The 20,378-nt window shown below is 31.9% G+C and carries 17 protein-coding genes and 1 other RNA gene; 17 read left to right on the top strand and 1 reads right to left on the bottom strand.

The window, feature by feature from the left end:
* Positions 1 to 5 precede the first annotated feature (5 nt).
* The 16 genes from HMPREF2629_RS07380 to HMPREF2629_RS07305 all read left to right on the top strand — a co-directional run bounded on the left by HMPREF2629_RS07380 (position 6) and on the right by HMPREF2629_RS07305 (position 18,519).
* A complete protein-coding gene (locus tag HMPREF2629_RS07380) occupies positions 6 to 461 on the top strand; it encodes an ACT domain-containing protein (RefSeq protein WP_017176158.1) in 456 nt (151 codons plus the stop codon).
* 11 nt (positions 462 to 472) lie between these two features.
* Positions 473 to 1,078 (top strand): Holliday junction branch migration protein RuvA, encoded by a 606-nt coding sequence (gene ruvA / locus HMPREF2629_RS07375; RefSeq protein WP_070813251.1) that lies wholly within the window; start codon positions 473 to 475, stop codon positions 1,076 to 1,078.
* Between the two features lie 29 nt (positions 1,079 to 1,107).
* A complete protein-coding gene (gene ruvB / locus HMPREF2629_RS07370) occupies positions 1,108 to 2,103 on the top strand; it encodes a Holliday junction branch migration DNA helicase RuvB (RefSeq protein ID WP_017176160.1) in 996 nt (331 codons plus the stop codon).
* Positions 2,104 to 2,112: 9 nt separating this feature from the next.
* Positions 2,113 to 3,138, top strand: coding sequence for a tRNA preQ1(34) S-adenosylmethionine ribosyltransferase-isomerase QueA (gene queA / locus HMPREF2629_RS07365; protein WP_017176161.1), 1,026 nt, complete (start codon positions 2,113 to 2,115; stop codon positions 3,136 to 3,138).
* Positions 3,139 to 3,157: 19 nt separating this feature from the next.
* Positions 3,158 to 4,297 carry a tRNA guanosine(34) transglycosylase Tgt gene (gene tgt, locus HMPREF2629_RS07360; RefSeq protein ID WP_070813250.1) on the top strand — a complete coding sequence of 380 codons (1,140 nt, stop codon included), beginning with the start codon at positions 3,158 to 3,160 and terminating at the stop codon, positions 4,295 to 4,297.
* Between the two features lie 16 nt (positions 4,298 to 4,313).
* On the top strand, positions 4,314 to 4,574 hold the full coding sequence (yajC, locus tag HMPREF2629_RS07355; RefSeq protein WP_002448938.1) for a preprotein translocase subunit YajC: 261 nt from the start codon (positions 4,314 to 4,316) through the stop codon (positions 4,572 to 4,574).
* Between the two features lie 195 nt (positions 4,575 to 4,769).
* The gene (gene secDF, locus HMPREF2629_RS07350) at positions 4,770 to 7,055 is read left to right on the top strand and encodes a protein translocase subunit SecDF (RefSeq protein WP_054105787.1); all 2,286 of its coding nucleotides are present in this window, start codon (positions 4,770 to 4,772) and stop codon (positions 7,053 to 7,055) included.
* A gap of 125 nt (positions 7,056 to 7,180) precedes the next feature.
* A complete protein-coding gene (gene recJ / locus HMPREF2629_RS07345) occupies positions 7,181 to 9,454 on the top strand; it encodes a single-stranded-DNA-specific exonuclease RecJ (RefSeq protein ID WP_070813249.1) in 2,274 nt (757 codons plus the stop codon).
* Between the two features lie 21 nt (positions 9,455 to 9,475).
* Positions 9,476 to 9,994 (top strand): adenine phosphoribosyltransferase, encoded by a 519-nt coding sequence (locus HMPREF2629_RS07340; RefSeq protein WP_054105785.1) that lies wholly within the window; start codon positions 9,476 to 9,478, stop codon positions 9,992 to 9,994.
* 333 nt (positions 9,995 to 10,327) lie between these two features.
* A complete protein-coding gene (locus tag HMPREF2629_RS07335; protein ID WP_049419709.1) occupies positions 10,328 to 12,517 on the top strand; it encodes a RelA/SpoT family protein in 2,190 nt (729 codons plus the stop codon).
* Between the two features lie 15 nt (positions 12,518 to 12,532).
* Positions 12,533 to 12,985, top strand: a complete 453-nt coding sequence (dtd, locus tag HMPREF2629_RS07330) for a D-aminoacyl-tRNA deacylase (protein WP_049414958.1) — start codon at positions 12,533 to 12,535, stop codon at positions 12,983 to 12,985.
* Positions 12,982 to 13,857, top strand: coding sequence for an N-acetylmuramoyl-L-alanine amidase family protein (locus tag HMPREF2629_RS07325; protein WP_017176168.1), 876 nt, complete (start codon positions 12,982 to 12,984; stop codon positions 13,855 to 13,857). Before dtd ends, HMPREF2629_RS07325 begins: the two co-directional genes overlap by 4 nt.
* 351 nt (positions 13,858 to 14,208) lie before the next feature.
* On the top strand, positions 14,209 to 15,486 hold the full coding sequence (gene hisS / locus HMPREF2629_RS07320; RefSeq protein ID WP_019835425.1) for a histidine--tRNA ligase: 1,278 nt from the start codon (positions 14,209 to 14,211) through the stop codon (positions 15,484 to 15,486).
* A complete protein-coding gene (aspS, locus tag HMPREF2629_RS07315) occupies positions 15,486 to 17,252 on the top strand; it encodes an aspartate--tRNA ligase (RefSeq protein WP_017176170.1) in 1,767 nt (588 codons plus the stop codon). Before hisS ends, aspS begins: the two co-directional genes overlap by 1 nt.
* 211 nt (positions 17,253 to 17,463) lie before the next feature.
* Positions 17,464 to 17,654: non-coding RNA, 6S RNA (gene ssrS, locus HMPREF2629_RS07310), on the top strand.
* 88 nt (positions 17,655 to 17,742) lie between these two features.
* Positions 17,743 to 18,519 carry a tRNA threonylcarbamoyladenosine dehydratase gene (locus HMPREF2629_RS07305; RefSeq protein WP_061544556.1) on the top strand — a complete coding sequence of 259 codons (777 nt, stop codon included), beginning with the start codon at positions 17,743 to 17,745 and terminating at the stop codon, positions 18,517 to 18,519.
* A gap of 55 nt (positions 18,520 to 18,574) precedes the next feature.
* Here HMPREF2629_RS07305 and HMPREF2629_RS07300 read toward each other — a convergent pair whose 3' ends face one another.
* Entirely contained in the window at positions 18,575 to 19,843 is a 1,269-nt protein-coding gene (locus tag HMPREF2629_RS07300) for a replication-associated recombination protein A (protein WP_048681291.1), read from the bottom strand.
* Positions 19,844 to 19,926: 83 nt separating this feature from the next.
* Between HMPREF2629_RS07300 and cymR the strand changes: the two genes are divergently transcribed.
* Complete coding sequence (cymR, locus tag HMPREF2629_RS07295; RefSeq protein ID WP_070813248.1) at positions 19,927 to 20,349, top strand: cysteine metabolism transcriptional regulator CymR; 423 nt, start codon at positions 19,927 to 19,929, stop codon at positions 20,347 to 20,349.
* Positions 20,350 to 20,378 lie beyond the last annotated feature (29 nt).

The raw sequence follows: 20,378 nt of genomic DNA, 5'->3' as shown, positions 1-20,378 counted from the left end.
TTTTAGTGGACAGCAAAGATTATAAAAAGTTTTATTTAATACGTGAAGACGTTTTACCAGAATCAGTGGTTAAAACGCTTAAAATTAAAGACGCTTTAAAAAATGATGCCACACTGTCCATTTATGAAGCAGTTAAGCAGTTTAATCTATCAAGAAGTGCTTTTTATAAATATAGAGATACTATTTTTCCTGTAGATGAAAAGATTTTTGAACACCGTGAATTCACCTTAATTCTCTATGTTAATGATATAGTAGGAATGCTTGCTCAAGTATTACAAACTATTTCAAAATTAGCGTTATCCGTTTTAACTATTCATCAAAGTGTTCCAATGGAAGAAAAAGCAACGATTACACTCTCTTTGAGTGCAAAAGATCAATCATTATCAATAGAAAAGGTCATGGGCACTTTGAGAAATATTCAACATGTTTATAAAGTTGAATTAATTAGTATGAGTATGTAAGGAAGGTATCTATGTACGCTTATATAAAAGGACATTTATCTCAATTGTTTCCAACACATATTGTTGTAGAAACGTCTAATGGTATCGGTTATGAAATTCAAACTCCAAATTCATATCGATTTCAAAAATATTTAAATCAAGAATGTAAAGTCTTTACTTCACTGATTGTAAGAGAAGACGCACAATTATTATATGGTTTTATTAGCGAAGAAGAAAAAGAGATGTTCTTAAGCTTAATAAAAGTTACAGGTATAGGCCCTAAATCAGCTTTAGCTATTCTAGCAACAAGTACACCTAACGAAGTTAAACGTGCAATTGAAAATGAAAATGATACTTATCTAACTAAATTTCCTGGTATAGGTAAAAAGACTGCACGACAAATTGTATTAGATTTAAAAGGTAAAGTTAAGATTACAGAAGAGACTAGTGAGACCTTATTACAGGTTGAGGGACAAGTTGAAGAAAATGACAATATAATTAAGGAAGCGTTATTAGCGCTTGCAGCTTTAGGATACTCTAAGAGAGAGCTTTCTAAAGTTGGGAAAGTGCTTAATAAAACATCCATCCACTCTGTTGATGAAGCAGTTAAGATTGGTTTAAAAACGCTTATATCTTAATATTATGAACGATAACTGGGGGGATAAATATGGATGATAGAATGGTAGATCAATCATTACACAATGAAGAATCTTCTTTTGAATTCTCACTCAGACCAACTAAATTAAAACAATATATTGGGCAATCATCAATAAAGAATAATTTAGAAGTTTTTATAAAAGCGGCTAAACTAAGGGATGAGCCATTAGATCATGTATTACTTTTTGGTCCTCCAGGATTAGGTAAAACAACACTTTCAAATATTATTGCTAATGAAATGGAAGTCAATATAAGAACTGTATCTGGTCCATCATTAGAGCGACCCGGAGATTTAGCGGCAATTTTATCAGGTTTACAGCCTGGAGATGTTTTATTTATTGATGAAATCCATCGCTTAAGTAGTGTAGTAGAAGAAGTTTTATACTCTGCTATGGAAGATTTTTTCTTAGATATTATTATCGGTAAAGGTGATGAAGCACGTAGTATACGTATTGATTTACCACCTTTTACTCTAGTAGGCGCGACAACACGTGCTGGAAGTCTAACAGGCCCTTTAAGAGATCGATTTGGTGTTCATTTAAGATTAGAGTACTATTCGGAATCAGATTTAAAAGAAATCATTATTCGAACTGCTGAAGTATTAGGTACAAAAATTGATGATGAAAGTGCAGTTGAGCTTGCTAAGCGTTCAAGAGGAACACCTCGTGTTGCAAATCGACTACTAAAAAGAGTAAGAGATTTTCAACAAGTAAATGAAGATGAACAAATTTATATCGAAACAACAAAGCAAGCTCTAAACTTATTACAAGTGGATGATGAAGGCTTAGATTACATTGATCATAAAATGATGAATTGTATTATTAATCAATATAATGGAGGTCCTGTGGGACTGGATACGATAGCAGTGTCAATTGGAGAAGAACGTATTACAATCGAAGATGTCTATGAACCCTTTTTAATACAAAAAGGATTTATAGAACGAACACCAAGAGGTAGAAAAGCGACACCATTTGCCTATGAACATTTCAAAAAAATTAAAGAATGAGGGAATAATATGAACGTTGAGGAGTTTGATTATCATTTACCTGAATCATTGATTGCTCAGACACCTTTAAAAAATAGAGATCAAAGTAGATTACTTGTGCTAGGTAGAAAGACCGGAAATATTGCACATAAACACTTTACAGATATTATGGATTATTTTGAACCTGGAGATACATTAGTATTAAATGATACACGTGTTATGCCAGCACGTTTATTCGGTTTAAAAGAAGAAACAGGTGCAAAGGTAGAAATGTTAATGCTTACTAGAATAGAGGACAATGACTGGGAAGTATTATTAAAACCAGCAAAACGTATTAAAGTAGGTAATACTTTATCATTTGGTAACGGCAAAATCATTGCTGAATGTATAAAAGAATTAGAACAAGGTGGGCGCATTATGCGTTTACATTATGAAGGTATTTTAGAAGAACGCTTAGATGAGTTAGGTGAAATGCCTTTACCACCTTATATTAAAGAACGTTTAGATGATCCGGATAGATATCAAACTGTGTATGCTAAAGAAAATGGTTCCGCTGCAGCGCCTACTGCAGGGTTACATTTTACAGATGAGCTTTTACAGAAAATAAAAGACAAAGGTGTCAATATTGCATTTATTACACTACATGTTGGCCTAGGTACCTTTAGACCAGTAAGTGTGGAGGATATTGATGATCATGAAATGCATAGTGAGTACTATCAAATGACTAAAGAAACGGCAGATATGCTGAATAAAACTAAAGAAAATGGGCATAGAATTATTTCTGTAGGTACGACGTCTACTAGAACGTTAGAAACAATTCGTCGTGATCATGAACAATTTGTCGCTACAAGTGGTTGGACAGATATATTTATTTATCCAGGGTTTGAATATAAAGCAATTGATGGGTTAATTACTAATTTTCATTTACCCAAATCAACATTAGTGATGTTAGTCTCTGCTTTTAGTAGTCGTGAATACATTTTGAATGCTTATAAAGAAGCGGTAAAACTTAAATATAGATTCTTTAGTTTTGGAGATGCAATGTTAATAATTTAATGAATGAGAGGTACAGATTATGCCAGCAGTAACTTATGAGCACATTAAAACATGTAAGCAATCAGGTGCCCGTTTAGGGATTGTTCATACACCCCATGGCTCATTTGAAACACCCATATTTATGCCAGTAGGTACGAAAGCAACAGTTAAAACAATGAGTCCAGAAGAGTTAAGACAAATTGAAGCTAGAATTATATTAGGAAATACGTATCATTTGTGGTTACAACCTGGAAATGATATTATCAAACAAGCTGGGGGCTTACATAAGTTCATGAATTGGGATGGCCCTATTCTTACAGATTCTGGTGGTTTCCAAGTGTTTAGTTTGAGTAATCTTAGAAAAATATCAGAAGAGGGTGTCGAATTTAGACATCATACAAATGGCTCTAAGTTGTTTTTAAGTCCAGAAAAATCAATGCAAATTCAAAATGACTTAGGTTCAGATATTATGATGGCATTTGATGAGTGTCCGCCTATGCCTGCCGAATATAAATACGTAAAAGATTCAATTGAACGTACAACAAGATGGGCTAAACGATGTCTTGAAGCACATCAACGTCCAGAGGACCAAGCATTATTTGGTATTATACAAGGTGGAGAGTACAAAGACTTAAGAGAACAAAGTGCTAAAGAACTTGTATCATTGGATTTTCCTGGATATGCTATTGGTGGTTTATCTGTAGGTGAACCAAAACCAGTGATGTACGATATGGTTGAACATACGGTTCAATTTATGCCAGAAGACAAACCAAGATACTTAATGGGAGTAGGATCACCTGATGCATTAATAGAATGTAGCATTCGCGGTATGGATATGTTTGATTGTGTGTTGCCAACACGCATAGCTAGAAATGGAACATGCATGACATCTCAAGGACGATTGGTTATAAAAAATGCTAAATATGCAGATGATTTTAGTCCTATAGATGCGAATTGTGATTGCTATACTTGTAAGAATTATACACGTGCATATATTAGACATCTAATTAAAGCAGAGGAAACGTTTGGTATCCGTCTTACTACTATTCATAATTTACATTTTCTGCTAAAATTAATGGAAGATATTAGACAGGCCATTCGAGAAGATCGTTTATTAGATTTTAAAGAAGAATTTTTCGAACAATATGGGCTAAATGTAGAGAACCCTAAAAACTTTTAATAAGGAGAACAATATAATGAATGTTTCAGCATTAATCTTGCCTATAATTTTAATTATAGTATTTTATTTCTTTTTAATTAGACCGCAACAAAAACGTGCGAAAGAACATCGTGAAATGATTAGTCGTATCGAAGCAGGTCAAAAAATTACAACTATTGGTGGAATCAAAGGAACTGTTAAAGCTGTGGATGAAACAGCAGTTGTAATCACAGTAAATGGTCATGGTACTGAAATGACATTTGAAAAACCTGCGATTAAACAAGTTGACCCATCATAAATTATAATAACAAGACATTCCAGACAACAAATTGTCGTGGAATGTTTTTTTATTAACTAGCTATCGTGATTACACTAATAAAAAGGTTATGTTAAGATAGATAAGTCTTGTCACATAGATGTAATCTTTAATTCACTTGCACATGGTTTATTAAAAGATTATTCTAATTACATAATTAAATAATGAGGTGTTCATGTGAAAAAAACAAGTAGAATAATTGCATTCATACTCATTGTAGCGCTACTATTTGTAGGTATGGGCTTTACATATAAGAATGTAGTTAAGAATGTAAATCTAGGTTTGGATTTACAAGGTGGTTTTGAAGTATTATATCAAGTTAAACCACTTGGCGGTGATGGTAAAATCGATGATAAGGCTTTACAATCTACTGCTCAAACTTTAGAAAATCGTGTTAATGTATTAGGCGTATCTGAGCCTCATATTCAAGTTGAAGACCCTGATAGAATTAGGGTACAGCTCGCAGGGGTAAAAAATCCTGATGAAGCTCGGAAAATTTTGTCTTCACAAGCAAATCTGACTATACGTGATGCTAATGATCATGTTAAATTAACAGGTAAAGATATTGTACAAGGTTCTGCAAAACAAGAATTTAAACAAGGTACAAACGAACCTGCAGTCACTTTTAAATTAAAAGACCGCGCGAAATTTAAAAAAGTTACAGAAGAAATTTCTAAAAAACAAGAAAACATGATGGTAGTGTGGTTAGATTATAAAAAAGGTGATAGCTATCATAAAGAGTTGGATAAACCTGAAGATAAACGGAAATACGTTTCAGCCGCTTCGGTGGATCAACCTATTAATTCAGACAGTGTAGAAATTTCAGGTGGCTTCCAGGGTCAACAAGGCGTAGAACGTGCTAAGCAAATTGCAGAATTGTTAAATGCAGGTTCATTACCAGTTGATTTAAAAGAAGTTTATTCTAATTCTGTAGGTGCACAATTTGGTCAAGATGCATTAGATAAAACAATCTTTGCATCAATGATTGGTGTTGCAATTATCTATTTATTTATGGTAGGTTTTTACAGATTACCAGGTATTGTGGCAGTGATTGCTTTAACAGTATATGTTTATTTAACATTAGTAGCATTTAACTTTATTTCAGGTGTACTTACATTACCAGGTTTAGCTGCCTTAGTATTAGGTGTAGGTATGGCTGTAGATGCAAATATCATCATGTATGAACGGATTAAAGATGAACTTAGAGTAGGACGAACGCTTAAACAGGCTTATTCTAAAGCAAATAAAAGTTCTTTCTTAACGATTTTTGATTCAAACTTAACAACTGTTATAGCAGCAGCAGTGTTATTCTTCTTTGGTCAAAGTTCAGTTAAAGGATTTGCTACGATGTTATTATTAGGTATTTTAATGATATTCATCACAGCTGTCTTTTTATCAAGAGGACTATTATCACTTTTAGTTTCTTCTAATTACTTTAAGAAGAAATATTGGATGTTTGGTGTAAATAAAAATAATCGCCATGATATCAATGAAGGTGTAGATGTTCATGACTTAAAAACAGCTTTTGAAAAATGGAATTTTGTTAAATTAGCAAAACCATTAATTGGAGTAAGTATTTTAATTTTAGTAATTGGTATAATTATTCTAAGTATATTTAAACTTAACTTAGGTATTGATTTCTCATCTGGTACAAGAGTAGATCTTGATTCTGATACGAAGTTATCTCAAACGAAAGTTGAACGTACGATTAAAGATGTTGGTTTGACACCTGATCAAATTCAAATTAATGGTAATGACAATAAACAAGCAACAGTTCAATTTAAAAATGATTTATCTAAAGATGAAACTTTGAAACTTAATAAAGTCATTAATGATCAATATGGTCATAAACCGACAGTGAACACAGTCTCTCCAATGATTGGTCAAGAGTTAGCTAAAAATGCAATGAAAGCATTAATTTATGCAGCTATTGGTATTATTATCTATGTTTCATTAAGATTCGAATGGAGAATGGGGCTTTCTGCTGTCTTAGCATTACTTCATGACGTATTTATTATCATTGCTTTATTCAGTTTATTAAGACTTGAAGTAGATATTACATTTATCGCTGCAATCTTAACGATTGTAGGTTACTCAATAAATGATACAATTGTTACTTTCGACCGTGTAAGAGAAAATCTTCATAAAATTAAAGTCATAACAGAACCTCATCAAATCGATGATATTGTTAACCGATCTATTAGACAAACGATGACTCGTTCTGTTAATACAGTTCTTACAGTCGTTGTAGTAGTTATCGCCATACTGATCTTTGGTGCATCAAGTCTGTTTAACTTCTCATTAGCATTACTTATTGGATTATTATCTGGTGTATTCTCTTCTATCTTTATTGCAGTTCCACTATGGGGCATCATGAAGAAACATCAGTTGAAAAAATCTGTGAACGGTAAGCTTGTAGTTTATAAAGAGAAAAAATCAAATGATGAAAAAATCTTAGTATAATTAAATACATGATATAAAATTAGTGGAAGAAACAAAAGAATTCTAATTGAATTCAGTGTTTCTTCCTCTTTTTATTTATTCTTTTTTTAGGTATAATTGCTTGTGGAAAAAGGAAGGATAACTTTATGATTCAATCTAAATATAAATGGCTTTATGAAGCACCTAAACAAGATATATCGTCTGAGATTATTAAGGAATTTAATTTATCTCCTATTGTAAGAAAGATTTTAGAAAGTAAATCGATTACACAGTATGATGAGATAAATACATTAATTAATGGTACAAATAAAAAGCATGATTCATGGCTAATGAGTGATATGCGAAAAGCTGTTGATCGAATTAATTTAGCGATTGATAAACATGAAAGAATATTAGTATATGGAGACTATGATGCTGATGGCGTAACATCTACAACGATATTAGTTCAAACACTGCAAAAATTGGGCGCTGAAGTCGGTTGGTATATTCCTAATCGATTTAGCGAAGGTTATGGTCCGAATAAATATGCCTTTCAAAATGCTTACGATGAAGGCGTATCACTTATTATTACAGTTGATAATGGAATACAAGGTCATGAAGAAATTGAAATGGTACAAGCATTGGGAGTCGATGTAATTGTTACAGACCATCATGAAATAGGCCGTACATTACCAAAAGCATATGCCATTATTCATCCTATGCATCCAGAATTTGAATATCCATTTAAATATTTATGTGGAGCTGGTGTCGCATACAAATTATCGCAATGTTTAATAGATCATCCTCCAGAATATTTCATAGCGCTTGCAACTATTGGGACGATTGCAGATTTAGTGTCACTGACTGATGAAAACAGAACGATTGTTCAAGAAGGTCTTAAATATTTAAATCAATCCTGTCCATTTCAAATTCAATCATTATTAAATCAAGCAGGATTTAATGATGAAATAGATGAAGAAACAATTGGTTTCATTATTGGACCTCGTTTAAATGCGGTAGGTAGATTAGAAGATGCGTCATTAGCAGCGGAATTACTGATGGCAGAAGATTCTGAAGAGGCGAATTTTTTAGCTGAACAAGTAGAAGCTTTTAACATTGAACGTAAAGATATTGTCGCTCAAATAACAGAAGAAGCACTATTGATGGCTAATGAAAAAGTTGAAAATGGCGACAAATTTTTACTTTTAGCTAAAGAAGGATGGCATGAGGGAGTATTAGGTATTGTGGCTTCAAAAATTGTAGAAACTTATGCTTTACCCACTCTTATTTTAAATATAGATTTAGAACAACATCATGCAAAAGGTTCAGCTAGAAGTATTGAACAAGTGTCTATGTTCGAAATTTTAAGTGCACATCAAGACTTGATATCTAAATTTGGTGGTCATCATATGGCAGCTGGAATGACGATGGAGATTAATAATATTGATGCATTATCAAAAGGATTAAATGAATGGATGGTTCAGCTTTCTAAACATACTTCTTTAGAACCAACAAAACATATTACGACTAAACTTTCAGAAGATGACATTACTGTATCAAATATTCATGATATTAAAATACTGAAACCGTTTGGTACTGATTTTGAAAAACCTTTATTTGAATTGGATGATACAGAAGTTAATGACGTTAAAGCGATTGGAAAAGATAAAAATCATTTAAAATTAGTAACTGGTCAAGCTAAATTACAACATTTATTTTGGAAAAATGGTGATTTAATGACACAAATAGAATTAGGCCAACCTGTCAATATCATAGGACATTTACAAATAAATAAGTGGAATAACAATCAGACACCTCAAATGATGATACAAGATTTAGCGACTCAAAATGAGCAAATATTAGATTATAGAAGTAAACGTAAACAACTTAACATTGATACGTCATCTAAAAATGTTGCTTTTGTCATTCATTCTAAAAAAGAGAAGCTAGGGGAGAATTATTTCCACTACGGTGAAACAATTGATTCATCATATAATACGATTGTATTTCGTGATTTACCAACTGATTTAGATAGTGTTACACAATCTCTAAAACATTTAGAATACTCACAACTCTATTTAGTATTACACCATCAACATTCAATTTATTTCGAGGGGTTACCGAGTAGTCATCTATTTAAACAAAGTTATAGGGCACTATTTACTAAGAAAGAAATGAACTTAGAAAAAGAAGGGTTACAATTATGTCAATACTTAAATATTAAGCCAAATACTTTAAAGTTTATTTTAAAAGTATTTCTTGACCTAAGTTTTATTTACGAAGAAAATGGTATAATTAAAATAAATGATAATCCAAGTAAACAATCTATTGAGTCGAGTCAAGTTTATAAATCGAGACAGTCAAGAATTGAAGTTGAAAAATTAATGCTTTATGATGACTTTTCACATCTTAAGAATTGGATTAAAGCTCAAAAAGCGTAACGCATAGGAGGAAATTTTTAAATGGATTTAAAGCAATACGTATCTGAAGTACAAGGCTGGCCTAAACCAGGTGTTAGTTTCAAAGATATTACAACTATTATGGATAATGGTGAAGCATACGGTTATGCAACTGATCAAATTGTAAAGTATGCAAAAGATCGTAACGTTGATATTGTTGTAGGCCCTGAAGCAAGAGGATTTATTATTGGCTGTCCAGTTGCGTACTCAATGGGAATTGGATTTGCACCTGTAAGAAAAGAAGGAAAATTACCACGTGAAGTTATTCGCTATGAATACGACTTGGAATATGGGACAAATGTTTTAACAATGCATAAAGATGCAATTAAACCAGGACAACGTGTTTTAATCACTGATGATTTATTAGCGACAGGTGGAACAATCGAAGCGGCTATTAAATTAGTAGAAGAATTAGGTGGTATTGTTGTTGGAATAGCTTTTATTATTGAATTAAAATATTTAAATGGTATGGAAAAAATTAAAGACTATGATGTCATGAGTTTAATTTCTTACGATGAATAGTCATTAATTTAGTAACTAGATTAATATATATTAAAGCGAGTGTAGGAATTCAGATTGAATACTATCTCGCTTTTTTTATTATCGTTGCATCATCATTAATCTAATCACATTTATTTATTTAAAAACTTGTAGTATTATATAACTATTATTTAAACCAAAGTTAATCTTTTAGAGATTTTAATACTTTTGTTAAAATTACATTAATACTCACGCATCTTTAATTAATAGGAGTGGTACTCGGATTAATTAAGTAATGAAAAGAAATTTCTTGATTTTCAATGATTCGGTTATCGGTAGAGTATTTGAAATATTAAAAAGTCGGGGTGTCATATATTGAATAACGAGTATCCATATAGTGCTGATGAAGTACTAAATAAAGCTAAATCCTATTTATCAGCAGATGATTATCAATATGTTTTAAAAAGTTATCATATTGCTTATGAAGCACATCAAGGACAGTTTCGAAAAAATGGGCTACCTTATATCATGCATCCAATTCAAGTAGCAGGTATATTAACAGAAATGCGCTTAGATGGACCAACAATTGTAGCTGGCTTTTTACATGATGTGATAGAGGATACACCATATACATTTGAAGATGTAAAGAATATGTTTAATGAAGAAATTGCACGAATTGTAGATGGTGTAACTAAGTTAAAAAAAGTTAAATACCGTTCTAAAGAGGAACAACAAGCTGAAAATCATAGAAAGTTATTTATTGCGATAGCTAAGGATGTTCGTGTCATATTAGTTAAATTAGCTGACCGCTTACATAATATGAGAACGTTAAAAGCAATGGCTAGAGAAAAACAAATTCGTATTTCAAAAGAAACATTAGAAATCTATGCACCTTTAGCACATCGTCTAGGTATTAATACCATTAAATGGGAATTGGAAGATATTGCATTACGTTATATTGATAGTGTACAGTATTTTAGAATTGTTAATTTAATGAAGAAAAAACGTAGTGAACGTGAAGCATATATTCAAAATGCTATGGATAAAATTCAAACTGAAATGAATAAAATGAATATCCAAGGTGAAATAAGCGGTCGCCCTAAACATATTTACAGTATTTATCGTAAGATGATAAAACAAAAAAAACAATTTGATCAAATATTTGATTTATTAGCTATACGAGTGATTGTGAATTCAATTAATGATTGTTATGCTATTTTAGGCCTGGTTCATACATTATGGAAACCGATGCCAGGTCGTTTTAAAGATTATATCGCTATGCCAAAGCAAAATATGTATCAATCATTACACACTACTGTTGTTGGACCTAATGGTGATCCTTTAGAGATTCAAATTCGAACATTTGAAATGCACGAAATTGCTGAGCATGGGGTGGCAGCGCATTGGGCATATAAAGAAGGTAAAACAATAAATTCTAAAACACAAGATTTCCAAAATAAACTTAACTGGTTAAAAGAACTTGCAGAAACTGACCATACATCTTCAGATGCACAAGAATTTATGGAATCACTTAAATATGATTTACAAAGTGATAAAGTATATGCGTTTACGCCTGCAAGTGATGTGATTGAATTACCTTATGGCGCAGTCCCTATTGATTTTGCTTATGCCATCCATAGCGAAGTGGGTAATAAAATGATTGGCGCAAAAGTCAATGGTAAAATTGTGCCTATTGATTATATGCTTAAGACAGGCGATATTATTGAAATTCGCACAAGTAAACATTCATATGGTCCAAGTAGAGATTGGTTGAAAATTGTTAAATCATCTGGAGCAAAAAGTAAGATAAAAAGTTTCTTTAAAAAGCAAGATCGTTCTTCTAATATAGAAAAAGGTAAATTTATGGTAGAAGCGGAAATTAAAGAACAAGGTTATCGAGTTGATGAGATTCTAACAGAAAAAAATATTGAAGTCGTTAACGAAAAATATCATTTTGCCAATGATGACGATTTATATGCTGCAGTAGGTTTTGGTGGTGTTACTGCTTTACAAGTAGTGAATAAATTAACGGAAAGACAGCGTATACAAGATAAACAAAAAGCATTAAATGAAGCACAAGAAGTCATTAAAACGTCACCAATTAAAGAAGATATCATTACTGATAGTGGGGTTTATGTCGAAGGATTAGAGAATGTTTTAATCAAATTATCTAAATGTTGTAATCCAATTCCTGGTGATGATATTGTTGGATATATCACTAAAGGACATGGTATTAAAGTTCATAGATCAGATTGCCCAAATATTAAAAATGAAAACGAGAGATTAATTAATGTCGAATGGGTTAAATCAAAAGATTCAACACAACGTTATCAAGTAGATTTAGAAGTCAATGCATATGATCGAAATGGGTTACTCAATGAAGTGATTCAAGCCGTAAATTCAACCGTAGGAAGTATTATTAAAATGAATGCACGATCTGATATTGACAAAAATGCAATCATTACAATTAGTGTTATGGTTAAAAATGTAAATGATGTATTTCGTGTAGTTGAAAAACTTAAACAATTGAGTGATATTTATACAGTTTCTAGAGTATGGAATTAAAAGAGGTGCTAAGATATGAAAATAGTTGTACAAAGAGTAAAACGAGCATCTGTCACTAATAAATTTATTCATAACCAAATTGAAAAAGGTTATTGTTTATTAGTAGGTGTTGGGAAAAATTCGACGGAATCTGATATAGAAGTATTAGCGAAGAAAATTGTTAATGCACGTTTGTTTGAAGATGATAACGGAAAATTAAATTTAAATATTCAACAAATTAATGGTGCGATTTTATCTATTTCTCAATTTACACTTTATGCAGAAGTTAAAAAAGGTAATAGACCAGGTTTCTCACAATCCATGCGACCTGAAGATGCCAAAATATTATACGATAAGTTTAACTCTGAACTTCAAAAGTATGATATTGATGTTCAAACTGGTGAATTTGGGACAGATATGGAAGTAGAAATTATTAATGATGGTCCCGTAACGATTATATATGAAAGTCAGGATGGCAAAGTAATATGAATAAATTAGATACATGGTTAACCAAACATGATCTAAAAAATATGTTGACGTTAGTAGTAGTGTTATTATTTATTCTTTTTATAATATTATTATTTTTGTTTATGAATCATAATGATCAAGATAGTAATAGACTAACAATAACAGAAGATGCTGAAATAAGAACAGGACCTAATGCAGGATATCCGGTGATATATAAAGTTGAAAAAGGAGATAGTTTTAAAAAATTAAAGACGTCAGGAAAATGGATTGAAGTCCAAAATGCTAAAGGAGATGAAAAAGGATGGGTTGCTGGTTGGCATACGAGTTTGAATATTAAAGCTGATGTCAGTAAACAGGAAAATCCTTTTAAGAATAAAACTGTGGTGCTTGATCCTGGTCATGGAGGGAGTGATCAGGGAGCCTCAAGTTCCACGGCTCTTAAATCTCTCGAAAAAAACTATACTTTGAAAACAGCACTTGAATTAAAACGTGCATTAGAAAAAGCAGGAGCGCATGTTAAATTGACGAGAACAGATGATAGTTATGTAAGCTTAGATAATAGAAAAGCGACAGGTGATGTATTTATAAGTATTCATAATGATTCATTAGATAGTCATAATGCTAATGGCGCTACTGTATATTGGTATCAAAATAGTCAAGAAACATTAGCAGAAGTATTAAATGCGAATATTCAAAAAAAGTCATTACTTTCTAATCGTGGTGTGCGTCAACAAAATTATCAAGTTTTAAGACAAACGAATAAACCAGCTGTGTTACTTGAATTGGGCTATATAAGTAATCCTACCGATGAAAAAATGATTAGAAATCAATTACATAGACAGGTTGTAGAAGAAGCGGTTGTAGATGGATTAAAACAATATTTTGCTTCATAATACTTGCAAACTTTTCCTAAAATCGGTATCATAATCAGTGAACTTTATAAATAATACCGTTTGTATTCTTGAAAAGACTAATGAAATAGTGAACAATCATATTGATTGTGAAGAGAAGTAATCCTAGGCTGAAAGATTATACTAGTACATTGGTATCTTTGAACACAAGAAAAGGTGCTTTGATAAAATAAAGCCGGTTTGCGTACGTTACACGTGATGAGTGGAGAATATTTTTATTCTCAATTAGGGTGGCAACACGGCATATCGTCCCTTATATAGCATGAAGCTATATAAGGGACTTTTTTATTAAAGAAATTTAATAGTTAACAACAATTTAGAAGGAGTGATTGTATGATTAAGATTCCTAGAGGAACGCAAGATATTTTACCTCAAGAGTCTGCAAAATGGCGATATATTGAAAATAAATTAGATGAATTAATGAAATTATACAATTATAAAGAAATACGTACACCAATATTTGAAAGTACTGACTTATTTGCAAGAGGTGTAGGAGATTCTACTGATGTCGTTCAAAAAGAGATGTATACGTTTAAAGACAAAGGCGATAGAAGTATCACTTTAAGACCTGAAGGAACTGCAGCAGTCGTGCGATCATATATTGAAAATAAAATGCAAGGTGAACCTAATCAACCTATTAAGCTTTACTATAACGGACCAATGTTTAGATACGAACGAAAACAAAAAGGACGTTATCGACAATTTAATCAATTTGGTGTAGAAGCAATAGGAGCAGAAAATCCAAGTATTGATGCAGAAGTATTAGCAATGGTAATGCATATATATGAATCATTTGGTTTAAAACATTTAAAGCTAGTGATTAATAGTATAGGAGATCAAGCATCTCGTAAAGAATATAACGAAGCATTAATTAAGCATTTTGAACCTGTCATTGATACATTTTGTAATGATTGTCAATCACGTTTGCATACAAATCCAATGAGAATCTTAGATTGTAAGGTTGATAGAGACAAAGAAGCAGTTAAACATGCTCCAAGAATTACAGATTACTTAAATGATGAATCAAAGGCATATTATGAAGCGGTTAAACATCATTTAGATCAACTAGGTATCAATTATGTTGAAGATCCTAATTTAGTGCGTGGACTTGATTATTATACTCATACAGCATTTGAACTCATGATGGATAATCCAAATTATGACGGTGCTATTACTACACTATGTGGTGGAGGTCGTTATAATGGACTTCTTGAGTTGTTAGATGGTCCTAAGCAAACAGGAATAGGTTTTGCCCTTAGTATTGAACGATTACTTCTTGCACTTGAAGAAGAAGACATAGAATTGAATGTGGATGAAGATTTCGATTTATTTGTCGTAACGATGGGTGAAAAAGCAGAACAATATAGCGTGAAACTTTTAAATGATTTAAGAAAACATGGCGTGAAAGCTGATAAAGATTACTTAAATCGAAAAATTAAGGGACAAATGAAGCAAGCTGATCGTTTAAATGCTAAATATACGATTGTAATAGGTGACCAAGAGCTAGACAATAATAAAATTGATGTTAAAGAAATGTCTACAGGTGAAACAAAAACAATTCAATTAGATGAAGTAGTTAGTTTCTTTAATAAAGAAAAGGAGAATAAATAATGGGTAAAAGAACAACATATTGTGGTTTAGTAACTGAAGAATTATTAGGTCAGAAAGTAACACTAAAAGGTTGGGTTCATAACCGACGCGATTTAGGTGGCCTTATTTTTGTTGATTTACGTGATAGAGAGGGAATTGTACAAATTGTATTTAATCCAGATTTTTCAAAAGAAGCTCTATCTATTGCTGAAACTGTAAGATCAGAATATGTAGTTGAAGTTGAAGGTTCAGTAACTAAAAGAGACCCAGAAACAGTTAATCCAAAAATTAAAACAGGTCAAGTAGAAGTTCAAGTATCTAATATTCGTATAATTAATAAATCAGCGACACCACCATTTTCAATTAATGAAGAAAATCAAAGTGTTGATGAAAATATTCGTCTTAAATATCGCTATTTAGATTTAAGACGACCAGAATTAGCTCAAACATTTAAAATGAGACATCAAACGACTCGATCAATTCGTCAATATCTTGATAATAATGGTTTCTTTGATATTGAAACACCCGTATTAACAAAATCTACACCAGAAGGTGCGAGAGACTATTTAGTGCCATCGCGTGTACATGAAGGCGAATTTTACGCTTTACCACAATCACCACAGTTATTTAAACAATTATTGATGATTAGTGGTTTTGATAAATACTATCAAATTGTAAAATGTTTCCGTGATGAGGATTTACGTGCTGATCGTCAACCTGAATTCACACAAGTAGATATCGAAATGAGTTTTGTTGATCAAGAAGATATTATTCAAATGGGCGAGGAAATGCTTTCTAAAGTTGTAAAAGATGTAAAAGGTATTGATATTCAAACACCATTCCCTCGTATGACATATGATGAAGCAATGAAACGATATGGTTCTGATAAACCAGATACACGTTTTGGTATGGAATTGCAAGATGTGTCCCAATTAGGAAAAGAAATGGATTTCAAAGTGTTTAAAGATACTGTAGAACACGGCGGAGAAGTTAAAGCAATCGTTGCTGAAGGTGCTGCAGATAACTATACACGTAAAGATATGGATGGATTAACAGAATTTGTAAATATCTATGGTGCTAAGGGTCTAGCTTGGGTGAAAGTTGTAGATGAAGGCTTAAGTGGTCCGATAGCAAGATTCTTTGAAGAAGAGAATGTTAACACATTAAAAGAATTAACAGGTGCTAAACCTGGAGATTTAGTAATGTTTGTTGCAGATAAGCCAAATGTTGTTGCACAAAGTTTAGGTGCACTTCGAATTAAAATTGCAAAAGAATTAAAATTAATTGATGAATCAAAATTAAACTTCTTATGGGTAACAGATTGGCCTTTATTAGAATATGATGAAGATGCTAAACGTTATGTTGCTGCGCATCATCCGTTTACATCACCTAAAGAAGAAGATATTGCTAAACTAGATTCTGAACCTGAAAAAGTTCAAGCAAATGCTTATGACGTTGTATTAAATGGATACGAATTAGGCGGTGGATCAATCAGAATATCTGATGGAGAATTACAAGAAAAAATGTTTGAAGTTTTAGGATTTACTAAAGAACAAGCTAGAGAGCAATTTGGTTTCTTATTAGATGCCTTTAAATACGGCGCACCACCACATGGAGGCATCGCTTTAGGTCTAGATAGACTAGTTATGTTACTCACAAATAGAACTAATTTACGTGATACTATCGCTTTCCCTAAAACTGCTTCTGCAACTTGCTTATTAACGGATGCACCAAGTGAAGTATCAGATAAACAATTAGAAGAATTATCATTAAGAATTCGTCATTAATCTTCATTTTTAAAATAGAATAATTTAGTGCTAAATTGGGACGGGAATTGAGTTTCTGTTCCAATTTTTATATACACTAACTTAAATTTTAAATAACAATAATTATATTATGTAAACTTATATATTTAAAAATATTTTAAAATAAACATCCTCATACAATACTTAAGGATTTATTTAATAAGCTCTTTATGATAAAATATGTCTATAAGATAGTCATCTGTGTTGTTCGTATGTTTGCTTTTTATTTGGGCCTAACACTTTTTGATCAGGGAGCCCAATAGGTTTTCTTGCAGCGCACACGCCTCATTTGGAGGACTTGCAAAACAAGAAACAGGGCACCCACCTGTATATAGCAGGCCGAATGATCAAGCTTTTTATAACTACGGCAACTACGGACTCTATCGGTACGTAAGGCTTTAGGCCTTACGTATTTTTTTTTGCTTTTTTCTGTTAATATAGTATTAATATTTGCTAAGTAAAGGAGTTAATTATGAAACATCAATTTTCTAGAAATGAATTAGCCTATGGACAAGAAGGACTAGATTTACTAAAAGACAAGACAGTAGCGGTCTTAGGGGTAGGTGGAGTTGGTTCATTTGCTGCTGAAGCTTTAGCAAGAACTAACATTGGTCACATTATTCTTATTGATAAAGATGACGTAGATATCACTAATGTAAACCGTCAAATTCATGCATTAACTACTACCATAGGTCAAAGTAAAGTAACATTAATGGAAGAACGAATTAAACTCATCAATCCAAATTGTAAAGTTACACCTCTTCACATGTTTTATACTGAAGAGACATATGAAGATATTTTTAATAATTACAATATTGATTATTTTATCGATGCAAGTGACACGATTATATACAAAGTTCATTTAATGAAAGAATGTTTAGATAGAGGAATCAAGTTGATTTCAAGTATGGGCGCTGCGAATAAAATAGATCCAACACGTTTCAAAATTGCTGATATTTCAAAAACATATATGGATCCAATGGCAAAAATTATTCGTAAAAAGTTGAAAAAACTTGGAATAAAAAAAGGTGTTCCTGTTGTTTTTTCAGATGAGAGTCCAATAGTTATTCGTGAAGATGTTAAGAAAACTGTTGGAGATGCAAATGCAATAAATCGAAAAGGTCAAATGCCTCCATCATCGAATGCATTTGTACCAAGCACAGTAGGTTTAATTTGTGCAAGTTATGTCGTAAATGATATTTTAAAAGATATTCCTGTACGTAGAATTAAAGATAAAGGTAACAACTAACAAAAAACCTATGGAAGAGATGAATGAAGTATTATCATCTTTTCCATAGGTTTTATTAGTTTTTATGATTTAAATTATCATACACTATTTTAAATTGTTGTTCACTTTTAGAAGTTGTTTTTGGTTCATAATATATTTTATTTTTTAAAGCGTCAGGTAAATATTGCTGTTTAATATAACCATTCTCATAATCATGAGGATATTTATAACCGATAGATCGGCCTAAGTCTTTTGCTCCTTGATAGTGACCATCACGTAGGTGATTAGGTATTTGACCAACTTTGCCTTTTCTGATATCACTTAATGCACTATCAATTGCTTTTATAGCTGAATTAGACTTAGGAGATAGTGATAATTCAATTACTGCTTGACTTAGAGGAATTCGTGCTTCAGGCAATCCGAGTCGTTCAGCTGATTGAATAGCTGCTAGTGTTCTTTGACCAGCACTTGGAGAAGCTAAGCCAATATCTTCATAACTAATGACGAGTAAACGTCGTACGATTGTTGGAAGATCACCTGCTTCGATTAGTCTCGCCAAATAATGTAAAGCAGCATTAACGTCACTTCCACGAATAGACTTTTGAAATGCACTCATGACATCATAATGCATGTCACCATCTTTATCACTGATAAAAGCACCTTTTTGTAAACAATCTTTAGCATCTTCTAAAGTAACATGACGTTGATTATTGGAAACTTTAGCACTTAATACTGCTAATTCCAAAGCATTTAAAGCGCTTCTTACATCACCATGACTTTGAGTAGAGAAATATTTTAGTGCATCTTCATCAATTTTTGGTTGATACGATTTTAAACCATTTTGATCATCATTTAATGCTCTAGTTAATGCTTGATATACATCCTTTTCATCAAGTGGATATAATTCAAAAATTTGTACACGTGAGCGAATCGCTGGATTAATTGCATGATAAGGGTTAGAAGTTGTAGCACCAATTAAAATGATTTTACCATTTTCTAAATGTGGTAATAAAAAATCCTGTTTTGCTTTATCTAAGCGGTGAATCTCATCTAATAATAAAATGACTTGTCCTGACATTTTAGCTTCTTCAACTATCATTTGCATATCTTTTTTTGTATTCGTTACTGCATTTAATTGTCTAAATTTATATTCAGTACTGCCAGCAATGGCTTTAGCAATACTAGTTTTTCCAATTCCAGGAGGTCCATAAAAAATCATAGAAGATAATTTTTTAGTTTCTACCATACGTCTTATAATGCCTCTTGAACCAACTAGATGTTGTTGTGAAATAATTTCATTTATATTTGTAGGCCTCATTCTTGAAGCTAAAGGTTCTGTATTCAATTTTTTCACACCTTTCTATTACTATATTAACTGAAAAAATGATAGAATGGGACTATATTATTCGAATTAAGTGAGGTAAAACTATGAAAATATCAACGAAAGGGAGATATGGGTTAACTTTAATGATTTCCCTAGCAAAAAGAGAGGGGCAAGGGTGTGTATCATTAAAAACAATTGCTGAAGAAAATCATTTAAGTGATTTATATTTAGAACAACTCGTGGGTCCTTTAAGAAATGCTGGATTAATTCGAAGTATTCGTGGCGCTAAGGGTGGATATCAATTAAGAGTCCCATCTGAAGAAATTTCAGCTGGCGATATTATTCTCTTATTAGAAGGACCTATTACTATTGTAGAAAGTATAGATTCTGAACCACCAGCACAAAAAGAATTATGGTTGCGAATGAGAGATGCTGTTAGAGAAGTTTTAGATAATACAACATTAAAATATTTAGCTGATTTTGTAGAATCAGATAACGATTTAGATGGTTATATGTTTTACATTTAAAAATTTAAATTTATTATGTTTAAAACTTT

The sequence above is a fragment of the Staphylococcus sp. HMSC034C12 genome (assembly GCF_001835895.1).
In the GTDB taxonomy this organism is placed as follows: domain Bacteria; phylum Bacillota; class Bacilli; order Staphylococcales; family Staphylococcaceae; genus Staphylococcus; species Staphylococcus hominis.
The sequence above is the reverse complement of the archived record's forward strand: the minus strand, read 5'-3'. Positions and strand labels throughout refer to the sequence as shown.